This window comes from Streptomyces sp. NBC_01463, assembly GCA_036227345.1.
GTDB lineage: Bacteria > Actinomycetota > Actinomycetes > Streptomycetales > Streptomycetaceae > Streptomyces.
The window spans coordinates 4,257,059-4,281,933 of the sequence record CP109468.1 but is presented as its reverse complement, the minus strand read 5'-3'; the positions used below and the strand labels follow the sequence as shown (position 1 = coordinate 4,281,933).

Below are 24,875 nucleotides of genomic sequence, written 5' to 3'. Positions count from 1 at the left end.
GCGGCTGTCAGAGGGTGGTCGGGGTCTGGAGCTGCTGGGTCCAGCGGGCGCGGGCCTGCTCGGGGGAGCGGAGCAGGGCGACGACGGGCAGGCCCTGGTCCTCGCCGGTGGCCAGCAGCTCCGGCAGCCGGGGCAGCGGCGCCACGGCGGCGACGTCGTCGAGGACGAGCGTCATTGGTGGGTCGAGCCGGCCGTCGGATGACCGTGCGGCCATGCGGCGGCCGTGCTCGACCACGTCTGCGGCGAGCGCGGTGAGCAGGGGCATGGCCCCTGGGCCCGAGCGGGGGTTCTCGATGGGTTCACCGACCACATAGAGGCTGCCCCCCTCGTCCGCGAAAGATGCCAGCGCGAGCGAATCGGCTCGATTCGGTGTGCAGGCCTCCCGGATGTGGACCGAGGACAGTGCGCCGAAGGCCCGTACCGTCAGCTCCTGCGCCATCTCCCGGCGTTCGGGGTGGGCGGTCAGCGCGGACTCCAGGAGTCCGGCGAGTCCGGAGGCCGCCTTGGGGTGCGTACGGAGCAGGCGCACCGGTTCGTGGGCGCTGCCGCCGAGGGCCCAGCGGTGGACCTGGCGGAAGGGGCGTCCGTCGATGGCGGCGGCGTGCAGCCAGCACTGCAGGAGGGTCTCGGCGGTGTCGGCCGTCGCCGCGTCGATGCGGGACTGCGGCCGTACGGGGGCGAGGAGCGCGGCGGAGCGGGCGGCGGCACGGTCGGGCTGTTCGCAGCCGGCGGTGGGGGCCCAGTGGAGCCGGGCGGGGGTGTCGCAGAGGTGGCCGGGGTCGTAGACGAGGACCGGGCCGAGCTTGGCCCGGGCGTCCTTGGTCTCGGCCCAGACGCTGGGGTCGGAGGTGACGACGAGCACGGGCCCGTCCGCCTCCCGGATGGCCTGGACGGCGGTGGGCCGGCGGGTCGCGGCGGGGCCGTAGAGGACGAGCGGGGTGCGCGGGGCGGGGACGACGGGCGGGAGGGCGGCCAGCGGGAGGGCGGTGTCGTCCGGGGCGGCCGCCTGTTCGGTGACGGGCGGGGACGCGGGCGTGGGTTCCGGCCTGTGGTTGGCGGGCGTGGGTGTGGGCTCCGGCCGGCGGGTAGCGGGCCGTTCCTCGTACGCGTACTCCTGCGGGGACTCGATCCGTGGCTCCAGCCGTTCGGCGCGCTGTCGGGCCCGGACGCCGCGCCAGCGGGCGACCACGCCCATCGCGAACACCGACAGCACCACCAGCACCATCAGTTCGCCGATGAACAGGCCCCAGAAAAGCCCGTATCCGGAGAGTTCGCCGGCGGGTGTGGTCGGCCAGGCGGCCGGCAGGTCGTGCGGTGCCTCCACCAGGCGGCGCATGGCCAGCGGGGTCTCGGCGAGCGTGACGCCGTCCGGCCAGCCGCCGTGGGCGAGGAGGCCGGCCAGCCCGGTGGCCGACCACGCCAGGAGGGTCAGGCCGAGGAGGAAGGCCAGCAGGCCGATCAGCAGCCCGTCGGGGATGCCGCCGCTCCCGTTGCCACCGCCGCGTACGTCACCGCGCCCCGCACCCGCCATGTCATGCCACCGTTGACTCGGACGACTCGTTCAGCCGTTGCTGGTTCTCGATCCGCGCCGCGCGTTGCTCCGCCTCCAGCTCGGCGGCGCGTACGTCCTCCGGGAGGAGATCGGTCGCAGAGGCCTCGGTCATGGCGCGGTCGGTGAAGACGAGAGGCCGTTCGGCCTCGGTGATCAGGTGTTTGACGACCTGTACGTTCCCGTTGACGTCCCAGACGGCGATGCCGGGGGTGAGCGTGGGGATGATCTCGACCGCCCACCGGGGCAGCCCGAGCACCCGGCCGGTCGCTCTGGCCTCGTCGGCCTTCTGGGCGTAGATCGTGCGGGTCGAGGCCATCTTCAGGATGGCCGCAGCTTCCCGCGCCGCGGCTCCGTCGACCACGTCGCTGAGGTGGTGGACTACGGCGACGAACGAGAGACCGAGCCGGCGGCCGAACTTCAGCAGCCGCTGGAAGAGCTGCGCCACGAACGGGGAGTTGATGATGTGCCAGGCCTCCTCGACCAGGAAGATGCGCTTCTTCCGGTCGGGCCTGATCCAGGTGTGCTCCAGCCAGACGCCGACGATCGCCATCAGGATCGGCATGGCGATGGAGTTGCGGTCGATGTGGGAGAGGTCGAAGACGATCAGCGGGGCGTCGAGGTCGATGTCGGCGGAGGTCGGTCCGTCGAACATGCCGCGCAGGTCGCCGTCGACGAGCCGGTCCAGGACGAGGGCGACGTCCAGGCCCCAGGCCCGTACGTCGTCTATGTCGACGTTCATCGCCTCGGCGGATTCCGGCTCCGGGTGGCGCAGCTGGTCGACGATGTCCATCAGGACGGGCTGCCGCTCGGTCTTCGTCTCGTTCACATAGGCGTGCGCGACCTTCAGCGCGAAGCCGGACCGTTCGTCGAGGCCGTGTCCCATGGCGACTTCGATGATGGTGCGCAGCAGCGCGAGCTGCCCGGTGGTGGTGATCGCCGGGTCGAGCGGGTTGAGCCGGATGCCGCCGTTGAGCGCGGAGGTGGGGTCGAGACGGATGGGGGTGAGGCCGAGCTCCTGGGCGATGAGGTTCCATTCGCCGACGCCGTCCTCGCCCTGGGCGTCCAGGACGACGACCTGGCGGTCGCGGAAGCGGAGCTGGCGGAGCACGTAGGTCTTCTCCAGCGCGGACTTGCCGTTCCCGGACTCGCCGAGCACCAGCCAGTGCGGGGCGGGGAGCTGCTGGCCGTAGAGCTGGAAGGGGTCGTAGATGTAGCCCTTGCCGGAGTACACCTCGCGGCCGATGATCACGCCGGAGTCGCCGAGGCCGGGGGCGGCGGTGGGCAGGTAGACCGCCTGGGCCTGTCCGGTCGAGGTGCGGACGGGCAGCCGGGTCGTCTCCACCTTCCCGAAGAGGAAGGCGGTGAAGGCGTCCGACAACGCGGACAGCGGATCTCGCATGGCGTGACCGACCTCCCTTTCGTCTCTCTCGGTCGTGCGGGGCTAGCGGCGGATGCCGGTGGCGAAGGGCAGGGTGTTCACGAAGGCGCGGTGGTGCTCGCGGTCGCACCACTCCAGCTTCAGATACGACTTGCCGGCCGAGGCCCGGATCGTCCGCTTGTCGCGGGCGAGGGACTCGGGGGAACGCGACGACACGGTGATGTACCCCACGAGGTTCACCCCGGCCGCGCCGCTCGCGAGATCTTCACCCCGCTGGTCGAGCCGGCCGTGGGCGGCGATGTCGCGGGGGTCGACGGTGCGGTTCATCTTGGCCTGGCGGCTGGCCTCGGCCTCGTCGTTGGTCTTCTCGGTGAGCATCCGCTCGATGGCGACCTCGGTGGGTTCCAGGTCCATGCAGACCGCGACCGTACGGATCACGTCGGGCGTGTGGACGAGGAGCGGGGCGAGGAAGTTGACGCCGACGGGTGTCATCGGCCACTCCTTCACCCAGGCCGTGGAGTGGCACCAGGGGGCGCGGGTGGAGGACTCGCGGGTCTTGGCCTGGAGGAACGTGGGCTCGACCGCGTCCAGTTCGGCCGGCCAGGCGTTGCGCTTCGTCATGGCCTGGATGTGGTCGATGGGGTGGTCGGGGTCGTACATGGAATGGACGAGGGAGGCGAGACGGCTCTGGCCGAGCGGCTGGCGCACCCGGATGTCGGCCTCGGCGAGGCGGGCGCAGATGTCGGTGAGCTCGCGGGCCATGACGACGGCGAGCCCGGCGTCCCGGTCGAGCTTGCGTCCGGCGTGCGGGCGGGCGGCGCGGGCCATGGCGTTGGCCTCGGCGGCGAGCTCGCGGTCGAACTCCATGCAGGCGACGAGGTAGGCGCGGTGCTGCTCGCTGGAGGTGGAGACCATCGACTGGAGCTGGTCGTAGGACTCCTGCAGCCAGCCGGGGGAGGCCTTGTCGCCGCGCTGGGCGACGTCCTTGGCGTGGGCGTCGGGGTCGGCGGGCAGGGTGCGGGCCAGCATCTGGATGCGGGTCACGAAGCCGTCGCCGTTCGCGACGTGCTTGAGGAGCGTGCCGAAGCGGTCGACGAGCGCTTCCTGGTCCTCGCTGTCGCGCAGCCCGACGCCCGGCCCCTCGATCTCGATCGCGGCGGTGACGGTGCGGCGGTCGGCGTGCAGCAGTACGGCGATCTCGTCCGGGCCGAAGGGGGCGGCCAGCCAGTTGATCCGGCCGATGCCGGGGGGCGGCCCGATCTCGACCTCGCGCCCGTCGGCGCTGACGCCGGCCTCCATGGCGGAGGAGCGGTAGGCCGTGCCCTGGCGCAGGGAGCGCTTGAAGCTGCGGTTGATCTCGAACCACTTGTAGAACGTGCGGTGCTTGTACGGGACGTAGACGATCGCCAGGGCGAGCATCGGGAAGCCGGTGAGCAGCACGATCCGCAGCGACAGGACCGGGACGAGGAGTCCGCTCATCATGCCGAGGAACGCCCCGGCGATGATCAGGGCGATCTCGCCGGTCTCGCGGTTCTTGCCGACCATCGCGTTCGGCCGGGCCCGGCCGATGAGATACGTACGGCGGGGCGCGATCGGATGGGACTGCGTGCTCAACGCCCGCCACCTCCTGTGCTCTTGTTACCTGAACTGCCTGATCCGCGCGAGCCGCGGCTGCTGTGCGGGGTGCCGGAGGTGGGGCCCGAACCGCTGCGGGGCGGAGGTGCGGCGGAGGGGACAGATCCGCCGCCGACCCCGCTCCCGGAGTTGCGGGAGCTGTGCGCGGCGACTCCGCCGCTGACCGGGTTGGCGGGCCGTCCGCCGCCGCTGTTGCTGCCGCCGTCCTGGCCGCCGCCGCGGCTGCTGTGGGTCTTGATGCCCTGCGAGACGAGAGCGGCGGGGGAGCTGATCATCGCGGCGGCCTGGGAGCCGTCGGTGGCCTGCTTGCGGTTGGTGCGGGCGCCCTGGATCTCGTCGCCGAAGCCGGGGACGAAGCGGTAGATCATGCCGGAGGCGAAGATCGCCAGCAGGATGATGGCCAGCCCGGAGACGACGGCCGAGAACGCGTCGGGCCCGTCGTCCGATGACAGTGCGCCGGCCAGTCCGAGCACGATGACGATGACCGGCTTCACCATGATCACCGCGATCATGATGCCCGCCCAGCGGCGTACGTGTCCCCACATGTTCTTGTCGACGAGCCCCGCGTACACGGCGGTTCCGAGCAGGGCGCCGACGTAGAGCAGGGCGGCGCGGATCACGAGCTCAAGCCAGAGGATTCCGGCGGCGAGGATCGACACGAGCGAGACGACGATCAGCATGATCGGGCCGCCGCCGATGTCGGAGTCCTTCTTGAGCGCCTCGGCGAACGACCCGAAGAAGACGTCGGTCTGCCCGCCAGATGACGAGGCGATGACCTCGGTGACGCCGTCGGTGGCGGAGACGATCGTGTAGAGGATCAGCGGGGTGAAGGCCGAGGCGAGCACGGTGAGCCAGAGGAAGCCGATGGCCTCGGAGATCGCGGTGGTCAGCGGCACGCCGCGGATCGCCCGCTTGGCGACGGCGAGCAGCCACAGGACGAGCGTCAGCACGGTGGAGGCGGCGAAGACGATCGCGTACTGCTGGAGGAAGCGGGTGTTGGTGAAGTCGACGTTCGCGGTGCTTTTGACGGCTTCGCTGAGCTTGCCCACGATCCAGGCCGCGGCGTCGGCGCAGCCGCGGCCGAGGGAGGTGAGGGGGTCGAGGGCGGGGTCGACGCTGTCGGGGGCGTTGGATTTGGGAGCGGAGTTGCTGCCTTCGCAGTAGTCCTTGGCCGGGCCGACGATGAGGGAGCAGTTCCCGTTGCTGGGCGGGGAGGGAGAAGGAGTGGGGGCCGCCGCAGCGCGGGTTGCCAGAATCACCACGGTTGCTTGGACGCTCGCCAGGAACGCACCCAGCTTGAGTGCGTTCCGCGATTTAGCGGGCATAGGTGAACCCTCCGTACTCCTCGACAGCCTTGGCGATCTCATCGGCGTTGGAGGCCGTACGGTCGGTATTGACCGGCGCCGGGCCGTCCTTCTGAGAGAAGCTGTCGACCTTCCAGTCGCCGCCTTCCCATTGGAGCTTGAACGTCATGGTGAACCAGTCGTTGCTCACGGGATTGGTGGAGCCGACACCAGCGGTGCCGAAGACTCCTGTGCACCACACCTCCACGGTCGCGGAGGAGTCCGAGAGTTGAGTGACTTTGGTACCGACCGGCGCGGTCCTCGACACATATGTCATGCCCGCAGCAGCATTGCCGCTCTCATCAAGGCCGACCTTGTCGAGGAAGTCTTTGGTGTAGGCGTTGTTGAACTTTGTCTCAAGCTCGTCGACCCGACTGGTGACGAAGACCTGCCGCACGATCTGAGGGCGCTGAGCCGGCTTCAGGATGTCAGCGGACACGAGCGCCACGGAGTAGTTCGCCGCAGCGCTCTGCGCCCCTTGCTGGTCATGCGCGAAGCCCGCCGCGATCTCGCCGTTCTTCCCCGTCACCGGCTTCGTCCCCGTAGCCGCCGTCGGTGCCGTGCCTGCCTGGGTGCCGTTGTTTCCCGAGGTGCCGCCCTTGTCCCCGTCGTCCCCGCCCATGTTGGCGAACGCGATGGCTCCGAGCAGCAGGACGATCACGCCGACCACCGTGACCAGCGAGCGGGAGCTGCGGGCCGGGCGGCGGGGGCCGTAGCCGTCGCCGCCCTCGCCGTCGGGGAGGCGGGTACGGGTCTGGCGGGTGCCGCCGATGGTGCTGTAGCCGTCGCCGGAGCGCCCCGAGTCGTTGCCGTAGCCGTCGTCGTCGAGACTCATGCCGCGTACGCCCCCTCAACCGTTGCCTGAACCGCCTCGTGGTACGACGGTAGTCGTGCTGGTTTCCGCGCGGACGCGGTGTGGTGACTCGACATCAGGGAGACGCAACCTCTGCCGGTGGGCACGACGGACGGATGGTGGGAGGTGGGGCGGGACTGCCCCGGGGAGCGGGCCGACGGCTGGTTAGACGGCCATCCCGTAGACGATGGTGAACAAGGTTCCCAGCGATCCGATGATGAACACACCGGTCAGGCCGGCGACGATCAGCCCCTTGCCCTGTTCCGCACTGAACGTGTCACGCAGGGCCGTCGCGCCGATGCGCTGCTTCGCCGCTCCCCAGACCGCGATGCCGAGACAGAGCAGGATCGCGATCGCCATCACGACCTCGATCATGACGCGGGCCTCGTTGCCGAGGGTCCCGAACGGCCCCCAGTTCGGGGCGATTCCGCCGATGATGGTGGTGATGTCGCCCTTTTCAGCTGCCAGGATCATGTAAGTCACCGCCCCTGTTGGGTAGTTCGGCGCCCGTACCGCACGGCACGGGTCACCCTCTATCTTCGCTGATGAAACTGCTCTCGTACGACGACTTGGCGGCTCTCTTTACCCGGATCTCGTACATTTGACCGGTCTGACCGCCCTGACCTGCGGATCGAATCGGTGTGTGAGTGATTTGCGTATGGTTACTCTGTGTATCACGGAGGGTGACGCCGGGCAATGATCGCCATCACGCCACCCTGACCGAGACTCGCAACTGGGCTCGAACCGCACCCATCAGAGGTTCTGCTGGGAGGCCGGGGAGGTCGGGGAGGTCGGAAACGTCGGGACGGTCGACGGGCTTAGGAGTGGGTGGCGGGGGACGGGGGGTCTGGGCGGGGTCGTCCAGGCCGGGGGCGGCCGGAAATCGCACCAGGAGCCGTCGAAGGGAAAGGTTCCGGCCTCGGCGAGCCGGGCCACGGTGTCTCCCTCGGTCCTGATGGCCACGGCTTCCTCGGCCGTCCAGTACGCGGGATGGCCGGTCTTCTCCGCGAAGGACTGCTCGTCCTTCCAGCACCAGGTCCGGTCCGGTGCCACGTTGATGTCGAGTTCGTGGTCGGTGATGTCGATGTCGTCGCCGCGGTGGACGCGCCGTTCCAGATTGACGTACCAGCCGCGGAACTTCTGTCTGCGGCCGAAGAGCCACAGGACGGAGTGCGCGGCCCCGGCCGGCTGGTAGAAGAGCGCGTCGCCCATCGGCCACCGGTCGGCGACGACGGGATAGCCCTCGGCGGGGCGCTCGTGCGGTGCGATGTCCCGGAGGTGGGTGGCGCCGCGCGGGAGGGCGGTGCGCCACATCGGGGTGCCCGTCTCCATCCAGACCAGTTGGCCCTCGGGCGTGCGTTCGACGAGGCGCACGGGTACGGAGGCGCTCAGATGGCCGCCTATGAAGAAGTTCCAGTGCAGGATCCGTCCCTTCTCGCTGCTCGTGCGGTTGTTCGCGACGTCCTGCTTGTCGGTTTTCATGTGATTGATCATGCCCGCGGTGCGTGCGTCGGACACGTGGAAGGCGCAGGTCCCGCCGGTCGTCGGCAGGCCCTGCGCCCTGGCACGCGGGGGGACGCGGAGCGGCAGACCGGGCGGCGCAGTAAGCCCTCGACGGAGGCCATGAGGTGCTGGGTGCCGAGCGCCTGCTGCGTGATCGGGTCGCTGAGCTCCTCCGACGGTGCCCGGACCCGGCTGCCACGGGACCACGTGCACCGGCACCACGGGACCACGCGCACCGGCACCACGGGACCACGTGCACCGGCACCACGGGGCCACGTGCACCGGCAAGGATGCCGAGGACCTGGAGTGCTCCACGACGCGACGGGTTCGGTCTCCACATCCATGGCCGCCGCATCCGGTGCCATTCCGGGCCATGTCAGGGCCTGTCTGGTCCGGGCGGGCGAACGGCACTGCTTCACGGCGGCCCCGGGCCGGGTGCCGGGTCAGTGACCTCCCCGGTTCTCCACGCACGGGCCCGTACCCGGCTGGGGTTCGGCGTAGGCGCCGTGCACCGCGATGGTGAGTTCCCGCTCCGTCACGTGCCCCGACACGCACACGTCCCCCGTGTGCACGCTGTAGAAGTCGTGCCAGATGTAGACCCCGTGCTCCTTGCCGCAGCCGAGGTGCTCCAGCGCCGCCGTGATCCGCTGCACACTGACGTCGCCCTCCGTCCGGGCCTTCTCCAGTTCCGACCGGATGAGTCCGGCCGACGCCTCGCCCAGGGCGCGCTTCTCCGGAGTGAGCTCGGCGGACATGCGATAGGCGTGGTTGTCGGCGTAGTTGGGAGGCCGGTCGTCGTCGTTGCCCTCTCGGGGTGACATGGCCGCGCTCGCCCTGGGCGACGCGGAGGAGGGCGGGCCCTTCGGGGTCTCGGAGGGCTGGGCGCACTTGGGCCTGGGGGTGAACGACGGTCGCGGGATCGCGGACCGGGACTGTTGCCCGGACGCTGACCGGGACTGCCGCTGCCCGGCGTGTTCCGTTCCGCACGCGGTCACGGTGAGCGCGAGGAGGACGGCTGCCGCGGCAGTACGTCTGAGGCGTGTGGTGTGGGACATGACATGAGTCTCCCGTTCCCTAGGCCGGGCCCGCCTTTCGGGCAGACGGCGCTACTTTCGAAAAACGCCTCAGTGGCGGCCCGTCGTGGAGCCGAAGCCCAGCCAGGTGTGCCGGTTGCCCGCCCAGCACCACCCGGCCTTCGGGGCGTTGCGCCGCTCCCGGCCGTCCCGGCCGGTGCCGTTGCTGATCCAGAGTGCCGGCGTACGGGCGTCGAATGCGCCGTTGGCCTTGCGCAGCCGGGAGCCGATGGTCATGAAGCAGTGATTGCGCTCCAGGGCCGCGGGCTGTTGCAGCACCCAGTGGATGCCCTCGGCGAGCAGCAGCGGGGTGCGGCCCTGAGCGGTGAGGGCGGGGAGTGCCTCGTCGGGGCTCCAGTTGGCCATCTGGTCGCCGCGGTCGACGCCGTTGAGGACGTAGAGCGGTGCGTCGGGGAGGGCGATGGTGTCGAGCGGGGTGAAGAGGTCGACGTCCGGCATGTCGACGACGACGAATCCCGGCTTGTCGTCGCGGCGGAGCAGCGGTGCGAGTGCGGATGCGGGGGCCCGGTCCGGGTGGACGGCGAGCAGGCCGCCGCGTCCGTCGCCGAGTCCCTCGCCGTTCCCGGCGGCCTCGGCGGTGTCCGCACTCCCGCCGGCCTCCCTCGCCTTCGCCTCCGCCTCCGCCGCGAAGTCGCGGATCTCGTTGGGGGAGAGCCCGGCGATCTCGTGCACCCCGAGTTCGATCAGTTGCTCGGCCTGTGCGCTCAGGGGCGGAAGCGCGGGGAGAACGGTGGTGGTGGCGGGGGTGGATTCGGGCACGGTGCTCCTCGGGCGACGGGGCGACGGGGCGACGGGGCGACGGGGCGACGGGGCGACGGGGTGACGTGGCGGCGGGGTGACGTGGACGGCCGCAGGCCTAACGAGACGGTCGCCGCGGAACGTTCCCTTCCCCCGCCCCGCCTCCTTCCCGCCTTCCGGCTCCCACCGCCGTGCCTGTCAGGAGCCGTCCCGTGTCCACGGGCGCAGCTTCTCCGGGTTGCGCACCGCCCAGATCCGGCTGATGCGGCCGTCGTCGGCGATGTCGAACGCGGCCACGGTCATGACGGCGCCGCCCTGCTGGGCCACCAGGCCCGGCAGCCCGTTGACCGGGCGCTCCAGGAGTTCGAGGCCCGGGGCCTTGTCGGCGATGGCGACCATGTACTGGGCGATGCGTGCGCCGCCCTCGATCGGGCGCAGGACGGTGCCGACCATGCCGCCGCCGTCGGCGGTCATCACGGCGGCCGGGTCGAGGAGGTCGACGAGGGCCGCGATGTTCTTGGTCTCCCACGCCTCCTTGACCTGCCGCACCGCTTCGGCCCGGCCGGCCGCCGACACGGGCGCCCGCGCGGGGCGCACCCGCCGTCGGGCGGAGGCCGCGAGCTGTTTGCAGGCCGCGGGGGTCCGGCCGAGGATGCCGGCGATCTCGGCGAAGGGGTACCGGAAGACGTCATGGAGGACGAACGCCACCCGCTCGGCGGGCGTCATCGACTCCAGGACGACGAGGAAGGCCATGGTCACCGACTCGTCCAGGACCAGCTGGTCGGCGGGGTCGGTGGAGGCGGGGGCGGTGCTCCGGCCGGGGCCGGGGTTCAGCGCGGCGTGCCCGGGCAAGGGGTCGGGCAGCCATGCGCCGACGTACCGTTCACGCCGTGCCCGCGCCGAGCCGAGCACGTCCAGACAGATACGTCCGGTCACCGTCGTCAGCCAGGCGCCGGGGGACACGATCTCGTCCTGCCGGCTGCGTGGCAGCGCGTACCAGCGGGCGAACGCCTCCTGCACGGCGTCCTCGGACTCGGCCACCGATCCGAGCAACCGGTACGCGACGTTCAACAGTTGGCGCCGTTCGCCGGCTATCCCCTCGGCACTCGCCCCCGCCGCTCCCATGTTCCCGACCGCCCCCTCGCCTTACCTTTCGCGGGCCCGCGTCGTCGGGCCGGTGAGACCTTATCGATCTACTGCCCCCGGGGGCGGAAAAGGGGACCGCGTCATGGCCACCCAGGCGACGGAACGGCACCACTTCTCGTTTCTGCAGATCGCGGTCGCTCTGCAGACCCTGACCATCTTCCTCCAGGCGGTCTCCGCCGGACTGCTGCTGACCTCGTCCTACGGAGAGACGCTGCACAGCGCCGGCGCGCGGGTGATGTACGGGGCGTCGATGCTGTACGTCCTCGCGGCGGTGCTGGCGTGGAAGCCGGGCGGCGGGCCGGTCCGGCCGATCTGGTACGCGTCCGGCTTCCTCGTGCTCGCCTCGGTCCAGGTCGTCCTCGGCATCGCGCACGTGCCCTCGGTCCATCTCCCGCTGGGTGTGCTGATGTTCGGACTGAGCCTGCTGGCACTGGTGCGGCGCTGACGCCCGGTGCGGGGCCGGCGTCTCCGGCACGGCGTGCGCGGTCGAGGAGGGCGTACGGGGCGGCCTCCCCGACCGCAGTCGGGGGCGGCGGGTCAGGACTTCGTGTCCGCCTGCTTCATGGAGGCCACGGCGTCGGCGACCGTGCTCTCGTAGAGACCGAGCTTCGGGTCGAGGACCTTCACGTCCGGGCCGAGCGGGAAGTTGAGCTGCTCCGCGTTGGGCATGTGGTCGCCGTCGGCCAGCACGTTCAGCTCGTTGATCCAGGTCACGCCGGAGCCCCCGCCGCTCGGGTTGAGGTCGATCACCGCGATGGCGGCGGTCTTCGGCTTGACCGGGTACGCGGGAGCGCCGCCCAGGCCGCTCGGGATCAGCGGCCTGATGTCGCCGCTGTGGTCCTTCGCGGTCGCGCTGCCCAGGCTGACACGCGGGAAGTAGCTCAGCCCGCAGGAGTTCGCCCCGGTGTTGTTGACCTCGATCACCTGCTGGGTGGCCGAGCCCTCGCGGGCGTAGACCCGTACCGACAGGTCCTCGCTCTTGCACGGGTGCTTGTAGGCGTAGCTGTCGCTGGTGTCGCCGCCGGTGGTGCCGCCGGCCTTGGCGGCGCCGCCGTTGGACTTGCCCGTGCTGGACGTGACCGCCTTCGCGGAGCCGCCGGTCGTTGCGGCGTCCGCGTTCGCGTCCTTGTCAGTGTCCGAGTTGGCGTCGTGGGACTTGGCCGCGCCGGACGTGCCGGCGGAGGAGGTGGAGGAGTTGTTCGCCGGGCCGGCGGACTTCGTGCCGCTGCCGTCGCCGCCGCAGGCGGTGAGCGCCAGGGCGAGTGCGGCGGTGGCGGCGGCGCCGATGGTGGCGGTGCGGATGCGGGTGCGGTTCGTGCGCATGAGGAATCCCCGTGTGTGTGGCGGTCGAGTGTGGTCGTCCAGCCGTGGCCCGGAACTTGCGGCGAACCGCTCCCCCTCCTGACCTGCTGACTTCTGAAGCTTCCCGCCCGCCGCTCATGTTCTGCTAACGCCTCCCTGACGTCCCGCTGACGTCCCCCGGAATGGCGGTGCCGCGGTCCCCCGTACGGCCGCGTCCCGCGAGGTCTCCCTTTCGTCGGGCCGCTCAAGGGCCAGCCCTGCGGTGTGGCCCACGTCACGCGTGACTTCTGCGGTCTGATCACCGTTAGATGTGATGTGCCCAAGCCTGCCGTCTCGCCCGAGCCCCCCACTCAGCCGGCTCCGCCGCCCGCGCCCCTGCCCTTCCTGCTGACGACGCGACAGGGAGAGGCGGCGCGCGAACTCCTCTCGTACGTCGCGGGGCTGCCGCTGACCTCCGTCGACGCGCAACTCCTCGCGGTCGTCGTGGCGATCCGGGCCGCGCGGACCGGGCTCGGCAACCTCACCGGCACCGATCTGCGGTCGCTGCGGCTGGACGATCCGCAGGGGGCCGTGGCCGAACTGATCGCGGCCGGCTGGCAGGTGCCCGGTTCGCTGCTCGACGGTGACCCGGACAAGCCGGCCGGGATCATCGTGCCGGAGATGTCACCGGGGCCCGGGCACGTACTGCCCCTGGGCAAGGGGGTGCGGTCGAAGGTCTCGGGATGGGCCATGCGCACGCGGATCGCCAAGCCGGTGAAGAAGACCCCGCCGGCCGCGCGGCTCGCCGCGCTGTTCCTGGCGGCGTACTGCACCGAGGAACTGGTCGGGGAGGCTCCCGCCGAGCTGCCCGTCGCCTGCTACGGGGCCGTGCCCGTCCTCCTCGACAAGGGGTTCCTGACCGAGATCTCCGGCCGGACGTACCGGCTCGGTCCGGCGGTGCGGCACCTCGCCGGCATGTTCCGTACGCCCGAGGAAGTCGCGGCACAGGAAGCCGAGGAGGCCGAGCGGCGGGCGGTGCGTGAGGCGGCGGCCGCCGAGGAACTCGTGGAGGTCACCCCGGAGCAGTGGGCGGCGTGGAAGTCGGGCATCAGTCCGGCGCTGCTGCGGCACGTGGAGGCCGTGGAGCAGTGCGCGGTGTGCCGGTGCTCCTTCGGGCGGGTCGCCAGGGCCTTCATGTCCTCGCCCACACCCGTCCCCGCGCCCCGGCCGGTGGCCGGTGACCACGAGGTGTGGCGGGACGCGCATCCGGAGTGCGGCCGGGAGGCCGCCGAGTTCACCCTGGCCTTCCGCGCCGAGCACGGACACGGGCCCTCGTACGGTCAGTTGTGCAAGGGCCTGGGCTGGAAGAAGCTGTCGCGCTCGCTGCGCGGCCTCGTCGTGGGCGGCATCCTCGCCGACGGATGGCTCACCGACACCTCGCCGGTGCCGTGGACGCTGCGCCCGGGGAAGACGGCCCAGGCGCAGGGGATCGCCCTGCCGGGACAGACGGCCAGGGGCCGGGGCTGAGGCTGTCCCCTCCCGGGCCCGGGAGGGGACAGCCTCAATCCGGGTCCTGGCCGCAGTCAGGAGGTTCCGGTCCTGGCCTTGGCGCGTGCGGACAGGATCACCGTCGTGGTGACCAGCAGCGCCGTGACGAGGCCCGTGACGAGCGCGGGGTAGGGGCCGGGCGCGAACGTCGCCGCGAGGACGGCGAGGACCGCGACCGGGTGGACGGCGTCGGCCGCCCGGCGCAGTCCGTCGCTCCGGTGGTGCAGCAGCCAGACGAGGCAGACGAACACGGCGACCGGAACGGTGTACGCCGCTGCCGCCGCACGGTCCGAGAGGTGACCGTGGCCCGTCGCATGGGCCACGTTGACGGCGAGGCCGGCGCCGACGGCCGCGGCGGACGCGAAGACGAGGTAGTGGCCGTAGCCCCAGAGCAGCGCCACGCGCAGGGTGGTGAGCCGTTCAGGAGCGCTCTGCGCGAAGTAGAGCCACCACAGGGCGAAGACGGTCAGGAGACCCCCGACGACGAGGACGGCGAGGTCGCCGAGCGGCGCGTGGGTGTCGAGCGCGGCACGTACCGCACCCGTGGCGGCGGTGATCGACTCGCCCAGCACGATCAGGGTGAACAGGCCGTACCGCTCGGCGATGTGGTGCGGATGCCAGGTGGTGGTGGCCGCGCGCTCCGCCCAGGCGGGGACGGCGATCTCGGCCACGACGAGGACGGCGAAGGTGGCGACCCCGATGTCGTCGGGCAGGGTGAGGCGGACGAGCCAGCCGATCTGCACCACGAGGATCCCCACGGCGTAGCGCAGGCAGGTGCGGCGCCGTTCGGGGTCGGACCTGGCGGCACGCAGCCACTGTGTGACCATGGCCAGCCGCATGATCACGTAGCCCCAGGTGATGACCGTGAAGTCCTCGTGCACGAGGGCCTCGGACGCTCCTGCGGCCAGGACGAGCGCCCCGGTGATCTGGACCAGGGTCAGGAGCCGGTAGGGCACGTCGTCGGTGTCGTAGGCGGAGGCGAACCAGGTGAAGTTCATCCAGGCCCACCAGATCGCGAAGAAGACCATCGCGTAGCCGAGGACGCCGTGACCGATGCGTCCCTCCGCGAGCTCGTGCTCGAAGGCGGCAGCGGCCTGGGCCACCGCGGTGACGAAGCAGAGGTCGAAGAACAGCTCCAGCATGGTCGCGGTGCGGTGCCGCTCGTCGGTGAGGCGGGCGACCATGGGCCGGTGCCAGGCGCTGGAGGTGGGCTGTGAATCACTCATGGCCCGCATTCTTCCTGCCCTGCGGGTGCGAAACCTGTTGGAACGGGGCGGGCGGCCCTGCCAGACTGCGCCGCATGACTTACGGAATCGAGAACCACCCCGCCCGTTGAGCGCCGGGGCAGAGCGCGAGGCGCTCACTCCTCCCTCGCTCCATTCGTACGCTGTGCGCCTGTGCCGCGACGAGCCCGATGGCCGGCTCCCCGCAGGGGGATATCCGCTACCCGACCTCTCCGGTCCGTCCGGTCCGTCCGGTGCCTCCCGCTCGAAGCCTCGGTACAGCCGCAGTTGGGCCGAGGCGCGGGCGGCGGTGACGGAGATCGTGGCCCCGCTGCTCGCCGACCCCGACACGGTTTGGGCCGCGGCGGAGACCGAACGGCGTTTCGCCGGACTGCGACCAGTCGTCCGGGACCTTCAGATCGGCCGCATCGTCCGCGAGCTGGCGCTGGAGCACGAGGACCGGGCGCGGGCGCTCGGACGCCGCCTCGCCCGTACGGGAACCACCCCCACCGCGGTCTGCGTCGGACTCGGCCTGCTGGCCCGGCTGGGCGAGCCGGAGGACGTGCCGTTGCTGGAGGTCCTGGGCGCGCTGCGTGACCTCGTGACCCCCGCCGTGCACGCGCTCGACGCCATCGACCGGCGGGCCGGGGCACTGGTGTGGCTGGGCCATCACGCCGAAGGGCCGGAACTGCGTTCGCTGGTCGCCGCGTTGGAGGCGGACGACGGGGCGGCGGTGCGCCGGGGGCTCGCGGCGGTTCCGAGAGAACGCCGGAACGTGGGGCCCGAGACCGCGCGACGCATCGTGGACGCGGTGCGGCCGGCCGACATCCTGAGGTCGCCGGACGTCACGCCGTCCCTGCGCGAGGCGTTGACGGCGCGTACGGGATGGCTGCTGTTCCGTGCGACGAGCCTGCGCGACGACCGGGCCGAGATCCTCTTCTGCGCGGAGGCCGTCAGCACGTACGAGGCGTTCGTGTCGTGCGCCGCGGGACTGGCGCCCACGCTCGACCACTACGCGCTGCTGCTCTCGGCGGCCTTCGACCTCCACAGCGGCCCCGGCCGGCTGCACGACTGGGGGACGGGCCGGCGCGAGGCGGTGCTGGAGCAGGTGGAGTCCGTGCTGGACCGGCCCGAGTGGCGCGCTGTCGTGGTCCCCGGAGCGGACCCGGGACCCGGTGCGGAGGGTGTGGAGCGGCGGCGGTTCCAGTGGGCCGTACGCAATGGGAAGCGGCCGTTCGCCGACGCGGCGGCTGGTGCGGATGCCATCGGCGGGCCGGGTCCCTCGCTACGGGCCCTCCGGATCGAGACCGTCGTACGCGACCCGGCCGATGCCCACACCGTGGAGTCCCGGATGCTGATCGACGGCCGGCCGCTGGTCCAGGAGGCGTTCGGGCGGGGTGCCGCGCATTCCCCCGAGGACCTGCTGGACAGCGGCGTGCTGCGGGCCACCGCGGAACCCCGGGAGGTGCAGCTCGCGGAGGCGTACTGCACCGAGGGCTGCTGCGGTGCGCTGTACGTCACCGTCCGGCGGGACGGCGACCAGGTCGTCTGGTCCGACTGGCGCCGCCCGCCCCCGCCGCCCTCGCCGCTGTACCTGCGGGAGATCCCGGAGTTGCGCTTCGACGGGGCGGCGTACGACGCGGAGATCGCGCGCGCCGAGAACGACCACGCGTGGACGTGGCCGGCTCGCAGGACGTCCCGGCTGATCGCCGCCGGACTGCGCGACCGGCCGGAACTGCTCACCCGGTGGGACATGGAACTGGGCTGGATCGCCACGGACTTCCAGGACCCGGACCGTACGGCGGTCTGCCTGCTGTACGCCGGGGACGACGGCGCCCCCCGGCACCGCATGTGGCAGATCCCGGAGGACGGCACCCCGCCGGAGGACCGGGCGGCCGCCGCGCTGGACCGGCTCGCCACGGTGGACCCGAGGACGTACGGGGCGTAGTGCCCGGTCCACCGTTCGGGTGATCTGCGCCCGGGCGGCGATGCGTTGGGAGGCCCGGGGAGTGGGCGACCGGCCCGCGCCCCGGCATCCGTGTGCCCGGCGTGTCGTGACATCTCCGTTTGGCACAGTGCCGCTCCACGATCAAGGAACGGGCGAGCGGGGTGAACGGGATGCAGAGGCTGAGTGATCTGGCCGGTGGCGGGACCGGTGGTGGGGGCGGCCCGGGCGGCGGGGACCGGCTGAGCCACAGCGACGGGGTGTGGTTGCGGGCCGCGGGGGGTGCGGACGGCATGGGGGTGCACCTGGGCCCGGTGAGGACGGAACTCGCCACGGCGCACGAGGGCTTGCTCGCCGGGACCGCAGGCCTGACCGCGCTGGCCGAGCTGGGGTCGGTACGCGAGTCCTGGGAGCGGCGCATCGAGACGGCACGGCGGGAGTGCGGGGCCCTGGCCGGGAACCTGCGGGCCGTGGCCCGGGCCCAGGGCGACACGAACGAGACCGTGAAGTCGTCCTTCGCCCCGGTGGCGAGGCGGACGCGGGGGGTCGAACGATGACGCCCGCTGCCGCCCCTGCCTCGCCGCTGACCTGGGCCCAGTTACGGGATCTGAAGTGCGCCGAACTGGAGGGCGCGGCCGACGGCTGGGGCAAGGCGAGCAACCGGGCCGACGCCGGGCGTGACCGGATCGAACACCAACTGCTGAACGGCCTGCGTGAGACCCAGCAGGGCGCGGCGGCGGAAGCGGCCGTGGGGCGGCTGCGGCGGCTGGGCCGGAACCTGAGTTACGTCTACACGGAGTGCGGCCTGGTCCGGACGGCGCTGAACAGCCTCGCCTTCGAGATGCGGGCCCAGCAACGGGTGTTGAGGGAGGCACTGGACGACGCGGAGTCGCTGAGGTTCACGGTGCATGCCGACGGGTCGGTGACGTATCCGGCGGCGGGGGAGGGCCTGATCGACGGGAAGCCGCTGGCGGGCGGGACGGCGTCGGTGGGGGCGGCGCCGGGACTGCTGCCACCGTCGGAGCTGGTGGCCCCGAACCCGCATGCGGCGAAGGCGCAGGACATCGCGGACCGGGTGGCGAAGGCGGTGCGGACGGCGGCCGAGATCGACTGGCGGTTCGCCAGGATCCTGCGGAAGCTGAAGGCCGAGGAGGGCCTGACGGTCCCGGAACGCACGTGGACGGACACGGCGGGGGACGCCGCGTCGGTACGGGCCGCGGCGCGGGGCTACCTGAAGTCGGGCATCCCGTACGAGGCGAGTGCGGTGGCGCGGCGCGAGTGGTGGGCGGGCCTGACGGACGAACAGCGCGAGGAGTACCTCGCGGTGTACCCGGACCAGATCGGCAATCTGGACGGCATCCCGGCCCTGGTCCGCGACACGGCGAACCGGGACAACCTGCAGCTGCTGATCGGCAAGCTGGAGGGGAGGGACGGTGAGCGGGCGGAGACGCAGTTGGCGGGGCTGCGGGAGATCGACCGGCAGCTGCGGGCGGGCCGGCAGCCGCCGATGTTCCTGCTCGGCATCGGTGATGAGGGGAACGGGCGCGCGATCGTTTCTTACGGGAATCCGGATACGGCGCGGAATGTTTCGGCTTATGTGCCGGGGTTGAATACTTCGTTGGATGCGGATTTTGCGAAGAATGACCTTAAGCGAGCTCGTGATACGGCGATCGGAATGCAGCAGCACGACCCATCTAGTGCGGCGATCGTCTGGCTTGGTTACGACGCGCCGCAATCTCCGGATGGTTTGGACAGTCTTGACGTAATGGGCGATGAGCGGGCCGAGAAAGGTGGATTAGCCTTCCATGGTTTCATGGGTGGCATTTCTGCCACAAATGAGAACGAGGATCCGCATATGACGGCGATCGGGCATTCATACGGTTCGCGCACAGTGGGTGCTGCGACGCAGCATGAAGACGGCATTCCAGGGGTTGATGACATCGTCCTGGTGGGCAGTCCGGGAGTCGGTGTAGATCGCGCGGATGACCTTGGTGTGGGTAAGGGGCACGTCTTCGTTGGTGCAGCAGAGAACGATGTTGTGACAAAGCTTCCTTCGAAGCAGCAGGGTGCGGTTGGTGCGGTTGGCTGGGCTGCTGCGGGCCCTGCTGGTGCCTACCTGCTCGGTGAGATCGCCGACAAGGAAGACGATGATCTTTGGTTTGGCAAGGATCCTGCCAGCGAGGCGTTCGGTGCCAGGAGATTTCCCGTAGATGACGGGCCAAGGCTTGTTAGCGGTCACGGCCTATCTATCGATGCGCACTCTCAGTATTTCGATCCGGATCGAGATGCTTCATCCGCGAACAGCATTGCTCTGGTTGCGGCTGGGCAATCTCGGAGGCTCAAGGCCGAGGAGTATCGATGATGGATCGCGTTTTGCGATGCACGGTGACGCTAATCCTAAGCGCAGTTCTGTCCGGATGCGTAATAAGCGAGAAGAGGGCGGACATGGACATGCAGTCAGCTGCGGACCACGCAGACGGGATTATGGATGCAACACTGGCGAGCATTGAGCCGTCTGTTGAGTGGGCTCACGGGCCCACCACCACAGGTAGCTGTGATGTGACCCGGCGCCGATCGGTAATGACTGTTGTGTCTGACGAACGGCGGGGTAGTTTCCTGGGGTTGGTGGAGAGGGTTTGGCGGAAACGTGATTACAGAATCAAGGGGGTCAACAATGACCGAGATTCGCCCGCGATCTATGGGCAAACCCGTGACGGGTTCGGCGTGAGCCTTATCTTCGGGGGAGGGCAAGCCTTCTTCGAAGTGGACAGTCCCTGCGTGGAGGAGTCCGAAGTCGCTGAGTCGACGACACCTCCCAACGGCCCCTCCTACGAAGGCATCTACCCGATCCCCCGCCCCAACGTCCACTCCGACTTCTGGTCCGCCGGGGCCTCCTGACGGCTCGTCCCTGCCCCCAATGACCGGAACGGCATGGTCGGTGGGGGTAAGGGACGGCTGATTGACCTCAGGTTGAGTCCAGCATTGGGCCCTAGGGCCCATGCACAACCCCGCAGCGTTGTGGTCGCATACGGATACCGGGGGAACCGTCGCTGCGCCTGCTCACAAAGCTGGGGAGACTCTTCGTGTCTGGCATAGGAGAAGTAGCGTTACCGGATGGTGCTGACGTAGGCACCCCCGAGGTCCGCCCGGGCAGACAACCGCTGTCGCGCCCCTTGCAGGCGGTACTGACTCTCGTCCGATTACTCTTTGTCGTCACGATCGTCGGCGCGTTCAACGTGTTGCTCGTGGCGTCCTCGGCCGACGCGGTGGACGGTCGGCTGCTCGGCATGTTGCTGTACGCCGTGCTTCCCGGCATCACCGGGTTCGTGTTGTCGCTGTACGTACGCGCCGGAGGCGTCCGCATCTGGTGCGGGCTGCTCGCCGTTCACGCCTGGCTCGTGCTCGGCGCGCTCGCGACGCTCAACGACGCGGACAACAGCCGGGGCGTGATGCAACTGGTGCTGCCGGTAGCCGTTCTCGTCCTCCTGTGCCTGCCCCGGTCCCGCGCGTGGTTCAGGCTCGCCCCCGAACAGCGCGTCGAGCACCGCCCGTTCCACATACCCCAGTTGGCCAGATGGCGCTTGGACACCGGGCAGTCCGCTCTGGAGTACGTGGGCCTGGTCCTCGTCGTCGCGGCTCTCGTCGGCGGCCTCCTGGCCACCGGGGTCGGTGGGCCGGTGTCCGGTCGATTCCGCGGTGCCGTCTGCCAGGTGACCGGGAATGCCTGCCCTTCGCCCCAGGTCGTCGCCGACGGCGGCAGTGATGTGAAGGGCGGCGGCGTCCGGAGCAGGTCCAGCTCCGGTGACGGGTTCGAAGGCGCGACCGTGGCCGGGGGAACTGACTCCGGGGGGACTGACTCCGGCGGAGCCGATTCCAGTGGAGCAGATTCCGGCGGAGCCGAATCCAGTGGAAGCGATTCCGGCGGAGCCGACTCCGGTGCGACCGAGAGCGGTGGGTCCGACGCGACCGGAGGCAACGCCGCCGGCGGAAACGCCAACGGCGTCGGCGGCAACGCCAACGGGGCCGCCAACTCCGACACTTCCAGCAAGTCCGGAACCTCCGGCGCCTCCGACCCGGCCGCCGGTTCGGGCAGAACCGCCGGTTCTTCTTCAGGAGTCGACGCGGGTAGACAAGCCTCGAAACCCGGCTCCGACCGCGGCTCCGACGGCAACTTCTTCACCGGGCTCGTCGGTGGTGACGGGCTGCTGGGCGACGTGACCGGGGCCGTCGACACCATCGCGCACCCCGTCGACACCGCCAAGGGCGTCGCCCACCAGTACGCCCAGGCCGCCAACAAGTCCGGTGGCAAATGGGGCAACGGCCAGTACGTGGCCGCCGCGTGGGACGTGGCCAAGGGGTCCGGCGGGGTCGGTGGTGTCACCGGCCTGCCCGGTTCGGGTACGCGCGTAGAGTCCGCGGTCCGGGACTCCGAGCGGCAGTACCTCAACGACCGCATTCCGACCGGTTCCAGCGCCGCCGGCCGCAAGGCCTGGTGGAACGGGCTGACGCAGCAGGAGCGTGACCGGTACCTGGAGCTCTCCCCGGACCGGATCGGCGCCCTGGACGGCATTCCGGTCGCCGACCGGGACACGGCCAACCGCCGGCACCTGCCCGATCTGATCGAGAAGCTGGAGGGGCAGACCGACAAGCAGTCGAAGGAGCAACTGGCCGGGCTCCGCGAGATCGAGCGGCAGCTGAAGGAGGACAGCCAGCCCCCGATGTACCTCATCGGCATCAGCGACGAGGGCCAGGGGCGGGCGATCGTCTCGTACGGGAACCCCGACACCTCGCAGAACGTGTCGGCCTACGTCCCTGGACTGAACACCTCCCTCGACGAGGAGTTCGCGAAGAACGACCTCAAGCGCGCCCGTGACACGGCGATCGGCGCCCAGGGGTACGACCCGTCCAGCGCGGCGATCGTCTGGCTCGGGTACGACACACCGCAGGCCCCCGACGGGCTGCAGAGCCTGGCCGTCGCGGGTACCGGGCGGGCGGAGAAGGGCGGTGCCGCCTATTACGACTTCATGGGCGGCATCGCGGCCACCCACCAGGGCAAGGATCCGCACATCACGGCGATCGGGCACTCCTACGGCTCCCGTGCCGTCGGCGCCGCGACCCAGCGGCTCAACGGGATTCCGGGGGTGGACGACATCATCCTCGTCGGCAGCCCCGGGGTGGGCGTGGACCACGCCGTGGATCTCGGGGTCGGGGCGGCGCACGTCTACGTCGGCGCCGCGGCCAACGATCCGGTGACCCAGCTCCCGTCCAAGACGCAGGTGGCGGTGGGCGCGATCGGGATGATCCTGGGCGGGCCGGCCGGCGCGTACGTGGCCGGGGACCTGGCCGATCCGGGCGACGACGATCTCTGGTTCGGCAAGGATCCGGCGAGCAAGGCGTTCGGGGCCGTACGGTTCCCCGTGGATCCGGGCAAGCCGCTCGTCAGCGGTGACGGGGTGAGCTTCGACGCGCACTCGAACTACTTCAATCCGGTGCGGGACGCGATGTCCGCCGACAGCATTGCTCTTATCGTGTCGGGACATGCCGACCGGCTCAAGATGGAGGAACAGCGATGAGCCGAAGGTTCCAGATCATCGCGGTGGCTCTGGCAGCCGGTTTCACGCTGTCCGCCTGTGGCAGCGAGACGGCTTCGTCGGGCGGGAGCGTGGGGGCCGGCGCCTCCGAGAGCCCGAGCGGCAGCAAGGGGAAGAGCATGGACATGCAGGGGGCTGCCGAGCACGCCGACGGCATGCTCGACGCCGTACTGAAACAGATCGACCCGAAGGTGCAGTGGGCCCACGGCCCGACGACCAAGGGCAGCTGTGACGTGACCCGCAGACGGACCGTCATGACCATCGTGTCCGCGGACCGCCGGCAGACCTTCCTCGACCAGGTCGAGAAGTTCTGGCGGACGAGCGAGTACCGCATCAAGGCAAAGAACGACGACGCGGTGTTCCCGGCGGTCTACGCGGTGACGAAGGACGGTTTCGGCATCAGCGTGAGCGTGCGTGCCAAGGGGCAGGCCTTCTTCGAGGCGGACACCCCCTGTGTGAAGGAGTCGAAGGTTGCCGACTCCGCGTCCAAGCCGAACGGGCCCGCGTACCGGGGTGTCTATCCGCTCCCCGGTCCCAACGTGCGGTCCGACTACTGGTCCGCGGGGCAGGCCTGAGGAGCAGTCGGAGGGATGGGGCCGGAGCCCGGCGGGCGGAAGCGAGCCGGGCATGAGCACGGCACGCCCGGTACGGCGCAGATCCGTGCGCCGTACCGGGCGTCCTGTGCGCCGGGCCGTGATCCCGGTGACCCCGGCGACCCGGGATTGCACCCGCATTGACCCCTGATTGACCCGGATGACTCGTACACACCCTCGAAACCGGCCATGAACGCCGCACCGATGGGGGATGGTTGAGGTGTGCGGAAATTCTGGATGGCTGGTGGGATCGGCGTCGGCGTCGCCATGTGCTTCGTGGCGCTGCTCGTCGTCGGTACGTACTCCGCCGCGGCCGGTCTCGGCGGCGGTGGGGGCGGTGCCGTGGGTCTGGCCAAGGGGGCCGTGCCCGCCAGGTACCAGCCGCTCGTCCAGAAGTGGGGCAACCTCTGTCCCGCCATCAATCCCGCCCTCCTCGCCGCCCAGCTCTACCAGGAGAGCGGCTGGAACCCGCGGGCGCGGAGCCCGGCCGCCGCTCAGGGCATCGCCCAGTTCATCCCGGGGACCTGGGCCTCGCACGGGGTCGACGGGGACCAGGACGGTGACCGTGACGTCTGGGACCCCGCCGACGCGATTCCGTCCGCCGCCTCGTACGACTGCGAGCTCGCCGGGTACGTGAAGAAGGTCCCCGGCGACGCCACGAACAACATGCTGGCCGCCTACAACGCCGGTGCGTACCGCGTCATCAAGTCCGGCGGCGTCCCGGCCATCGCGGAGACACAGAACTACGTCAAGATCATTCGGACCCTGGAGAAGAGCTTCGCCCGGCCCGTCGGGCGGGTGCAGCCCTCGCAGCAGGCGGCTGGCGCCATCTACTTCGCGCAGAAGAAGCTCGGCACGAAGTACCTGTGGGGCGGCAACGGCACCCCGGAGCAGGGCGGGCGGTTCGACTGTTCGGGGCTGACCCAGGCCGCGTACCGGACCGTGGACATCGAGCTGCCGCGGGTGGCGAACGACCAGTACAACGCCGGTCCGCACCCCTCGCGCGAGGAACTGCTCCCCGGGGACCTGGTGTTCTTCTCGGACGACCTGACCAACTCGCGGGCCATCCATCACGTCGGCCTCTACGTCGGGGGCGGGTACATGATCAACGCCCCGTACACCGGTGCCGTCATCCGCTTCGACAAGATCGACACGCCCGACTACTTCGGTGCGACACGCGTCACCAAGGACGGTGCCGCGGCACTTCCGACCACCCGGCCCGCGGCCTGACATCCGGGCGCCGGTGGCCGGAACTCTCCGTGAAGCCTGGGCCCTGAGCTGCGACGATGAGTCACTCTTCGATAACGTCATGGTGATCATTCGGTGGAGAGTGGAACGTACGCACGGGACGCGTCGTTCTCTGGTTGGACCGGGGCCGCAGCCACTGACCTAGCGTCGCCCCCACGCACGTGAGTGATCGAACCGAACACGGGGGTTCGTCAAAGCGGCGCA

The 24,875-nt window shown here is 70.5% G+C and carries 21 protein-coding genes; 9 read left to right on the top strand and 12 right to left on the bottom strand.

All coding sequences use genetic code 11. The annotated features are described in order from the left end of the window. Positions 1-7: 7 nt before the first annotated feature. From OG521_18910 to sigJ, 10 genes are all read right to left on the bottom strand, one after another. Positions 8-1,531 (bottom strand): type VI secretion protein, encoded by a 1,524-nt coding sequence (locus OG521_18910; protein ID WUW22757.1) that lies wholly within the window; start codon positions 1,529-1,531, stop codon positions 8-10. A gap of 1 nt (position 1,532) precedes the next feature. Beyond that, positions 1,533-2,951 carry an ATP-binding protein gene (locus tag OG521_18905; protein WUW22756.1) on the bottom strand — a complete coding sequence of 473 codons (1,419 nt, stop codon included), beginning with the start codon at positions 2,949-2,951 and terminating at the stop codon, positions 1,533-1,535. A gap of 42 nt (positions 2,952-2,993) precedes the next feature. Beyond that, on the bottom strand, positions 2,994-4,544 hold the full coding sequence (locus OG521_18900) for a hypothetical protein (GenBank protein ID WUW22755.1): 1,551 nt from the start codon (positions 4,542-4,544) through the stop codon (positions 2,994-2,996). Continuing rightward, on the bottom strand, positions 4,541-5,890 hold the full coding sequence (locus OG521_18895; GenBank protein WUW22754.1) for a hypothetical protein: 1,350 nt from the start codon (positions 5,888-5,890) through the stop codon (positions 4,541-4,543). Before OG521_18895 ends, OG521_18900 begins: the two co-directional genes overlap by 4 nt. Continuing rightward, positions 5,880-6,743 (bottom strand): hypothetical protein, encoded by an 864-nt coding sequence (locus tag OG521_18890; GenBank protein WUW22753.1) that lies wholly within the window; start codon positions 6,741-6,743, stop codon positions 5,880-5,882. Before OG521_18890 ends, OG521_18895 begins: the two co-directional genes overlap by 11 nt. A gap of 183 nt (positions 6,744-6,926) precedes the next feature. Next, the gene (locus tag OG521_18885) at positions 6,927-7,235 is read right to left on the bottom strand and encodes a hypothetical protein (protein ID WUW22752.1); all 309 of its coding nucleotides are present in this window, start codon (positions 7,233-7,235) and stop codon (positions 6,927-6,929) included. A 279-nt stretch (positions 7,236-7,514) separates the two neighbouring features. After that, complete coding sequence (locus OG521_18880) at positions 7,515-8,243, bottom strand: DUF402 domain-containing protein (GenBank protein WUW22751.1); 729 nt, start codon at positions 8,241-8,243, stop codon at positions 7,515-7,517. Positions 8,244-8,707: 464 nt separating this feature from the next. Then, positions 8,708-9,085 carry a hypothetical protein gene (locus tag OG521_18875; protein WUW22750.1) on the bottom strand — a complete coding sequence of 126 codons (378 nt, stop codon included), beginning with the start codon at positions 9,083-9,085 and terminating at the stop codon, positions 8,708-8,710. Positions 9,086-9,388: 303 nt separating this feature from the next. Then, on the bottom strand, positions 9,389-10,117 hold the full coding sequence (locus OG521_18870) for a DUF5701 family protein (GenBank protein WUW22749.1): 729 nt from the start codon (positions 10,115-10,117) through the stop codon (positions 9,389-9,391). A gap of 177 nt (positions 10,118-10,294) precedes the next feature. Beyond that, a complete protein-coding gene (gene sigJ, locus OG521_18865) occupies positions 10,295-11,221 on the bottom strand; it encodes an RNA polymerase sigma factor SigJ (GenBank protein WUW22748.1) in 927 nt (308 codons plus the stop codon). Positions 11,222-11,324: 103 nt separating this feature from the next. Between sigJ and OG521_18860 the strand changes: the two genes are divergently transcribed. After that, positions 11,325-11,687 carry a hypothetical protein gene (locus tag OG521_18860; GenBank protein WUW22747.1) on the top strand — a complete coding sequence of 121 codons (363 nt, stop codon included), beginning with the start codon at positions 11,325-11,327 and terminating at the stop codon, positions 11,685-11,687. Between the two features lie 92 nt (positions 11,688-11,779). Here OG521_18860 and OG521_18855 read toward each other — a convergent pair whose 3' ends face one another. Continuing rightward, positions 11,780-12,565, bottom strand: a complete 786-nt coding sequence (locus tag OG521_18855) for a DUF4232 domain-containing protein (GenBank protein WUW22746.1) — start codon at positions 12,563-12,565, stop codon at positions 11,780-11,782. A 294-nt stretch (positions 12,566-12,859) separates the two neighbouring features. On the opposite strand from OG521_18855, the gene OG521_18850 reads away from it, so the two are divergent. Then, positions 12,860-14,050, top strand: a complete 1,191-nt coding sequence (locus tag OG521_18850) for a hypothetical protein (protein ID WUW26728.1) — start codon at positions 12,860-12,862, stop codon at positions 14,048-14,050. A 56-nt stretch (positions 14,051-14,106) separates the two neighbouring features. Here the strand turns inward: OG521_18850 and OG521_18845 are convergent, their stop codons facing one another. Next, the gene (locus OG521_18845; protein WUW22745.1) at positions 14,107-15,297 is read right to left on the bottom strand and encodes a low temperature requirement protein A; all 1,191 of its coding nucleotides are present in this window, start codon (positions 15,295-15,297) and stop codon (positions 14,107-14,109) included. Between the two features lie 307 nt (positions 15,298-15,604). On the opposite strand from OG521_18845, the gene OG521_18840 reads away from it, so the two are divergent. From OG521_18840 to OG521_18810, 7 genes are all read left to right on the top strand, one after another. Continuing rightward, positions 15,605-17,242 carry a hypothetical protein gene (locus OG521_18840; GenBank protein WUW22744.1) on the top strand — a complete coding sequence of 546 codons (1,638 nt, stop codon included), beginning with the start codon at positions 15,605-15,607 and terminating at the stop codon, positions 17,240-17,242. Between the two features lie 170 nt (positions 17,243-17,412). Next, positions 17,413-17,796 (top strand): hypothetical protein, encoded by a 384-nt coding sequence (locus OG521_18835; protein ID WUW22743.1) that lies wholly within the window; start codon positions 17,413-17,415, stop codon positions 17,794-17,796. Continuing rightward, the gene (locus OG521_18830; protein WUW22742.1) at positions 17,793-19,601 is read left to right on the top strand and encodes an alpha/beta hydrolase family protein; all 1,809 of its coding nucleotides are present in this window, start codon (positions 17,793-17,795) and stop codon (positions 19,599-19,601) included. The genes OG521_18835 and OG521_18830 overlap by 4 nt, the downstream gene beginning before the upstream one ends. An 83-nt stretch (positions 19,602-19,684) precedes the next feature. After that, positions 19,685-20,137: a hypothetical protein gene (locus tag OG521_18825; GenBank protein ID WUW26727.1), complete on the top strand. Its 453-nt coding sequence runs from the start codon at positions 19,685-19,687 to the stop codon at positions 20,135-20,137. A gap of 347 nt (positions 20,138-20,484) precedes the next feature. Further along, on the top strand, positions 20,485-22,812 hold the full coding sequence (locus tag OG521_18820) for an alpha/beta hydrolase (GenBank protein ID WUW22741.1): 2,328 nt from the start codon (positions 20,485-20,487) through the stop codon (positions 22,810-22,812). Beyond that, positions 22,809-23,405, top strand: coding sequence for a hypothetical protein (locus OG521_18815; protein ID WUW22740.1), 597 nt, complete (start codon positions 22,809-22,811; stop codon positions 23,403-23,405). Before OG521_18820 ends, OG521_18815 begins: the two co-directional genes overlap by 4 nt. A 255-nt stretch (positions 23,406-23,660) precedes the next feature. Further along, positions 23,661-24,653 (top strand): bifunctional lytic transglycosylase/C40 family peptidase, encoded by a 993-nt coding sequence (locus tag OG521_18810; protein WUW22739.1) that lies wholly within the window; start codon positions 23,661-23,663, stop codon positions 24,651-24,653. Positions 24,654-24,875 lie beyond the last annotated feature (222 nt).

Excerpts from the sequence above, each read along its gene's own strand:
- OG521_18830 (WUW22742.1), top strand. The coding sequence starts at position 17,793 with ATGACGCCCGCTGCCGCCCCTGCCTCGCCGCTGACCTGGGCCCAGTTA.
- OG521_18885 (WUW22752.1), bottom strand. The coding sequence starts at position 7,235 with ATGATCCTGGCAGCTGAAAAGGGCGACATCACCACCATCATCGGCGGA.
- sigJ (WUW22748.1), bottom strand. The coding sequence starts at position 11,221 with ATGGGAGCGGCGGGGGCGAGTGCCGAGGGGATAGCCGGCGAACGGCGC.
- OG521_18815 (WUW22740.1), top strand. The coding sequence starts at position 22,809 with ATGAGCCGAAGGTTCCAGATCATCGCGGTGGCTCTGGCAGCCGGTTTC.
- OG521_18910 (WUW22757.1), bottom strand. The coding sequence starts at position 1,531 with ATGGCGGGTGCGGGGCGCGGTGACGTACGCGGCGGTGGCAACGGGAGC.
- OG521_18880 (WUW22751.1), bottom strand. The coding sequence starts at position 8,243 with ATGAAAACCGACAAGCAGGACGTCGCGAACAACCGCACGAGCAGCGAG.
- OG521_18810 (WUW22739.1), top strand. The coding sequence starts at position 23,661 with ATGGCTGGTGGGATCGGCGTCGGCGTCGCCATGTGCTTCGTGGCGCTG.
- OG521_18895 (WUW22754.1), bottom strand. The coding sequence starts at position 5,890 with ATGCCCGCTAAATCGCGGAACGCACTCAAGCTGGGTGCGTTCCTGGCG.
- OG521_18825 (WUW26727.1), top strand. The coding sequence starts at position 19,685 with ATGGACATGCAGTCAGCTGCGGACCACGCAGACGGGATTATGGATGCA.
- OG521_18890 (WUW22753.1), bottom strand. The coding sequence starts at position 6,743 with ATGAGTCTCGACGACGACGGCTACGGCAACGACTCGGGGCGCTCCGGC.
- OG521_18875 (WUW22750.1), bottom strand. The coding sequence starts at position 9,085 with ATGTCACCCCGAGAGGGCAACGACGACGACCGGCCTCCCAACTACGCC.
- OG521_18905 (WUW22756.1), bottom strand. The coding sequence starts at position 2,951 with ATGCGAGATCCGCTGTCCGCGTTGTCGGACGCCTTCACCGCCTTCCTC.
- OG521_18835 (WUW22743.1), top strand. The coding sequence starts at position 17,413 with ATGCAGAGGCTGAGTGATCTGGCCGGTGGCGGGACCGGTGGTGGGGGC.
- OG521_18860 (WUW22747.1), top strand. The coding sequence starts at position 11,325 with ATGGCCACCCAGGCGACGGAACGGCACCACTTCTCGTTTCTGCAGATC.
- OG521_18845 (WUW22745.1), bottom strand. The coding sequence starts at position 15,297 with ATGAGTGATTCACAGCCCACCTCCAGCGCCTGGCACCGGCCCATGGTC.
- OG521_18855 (WUW22746.1), bottom strand. The coding sequence starts at position 12,565 with ATGCGCACGAACCGCACCCGCATCCGCACCGCCACCATCGGCGCCGCC.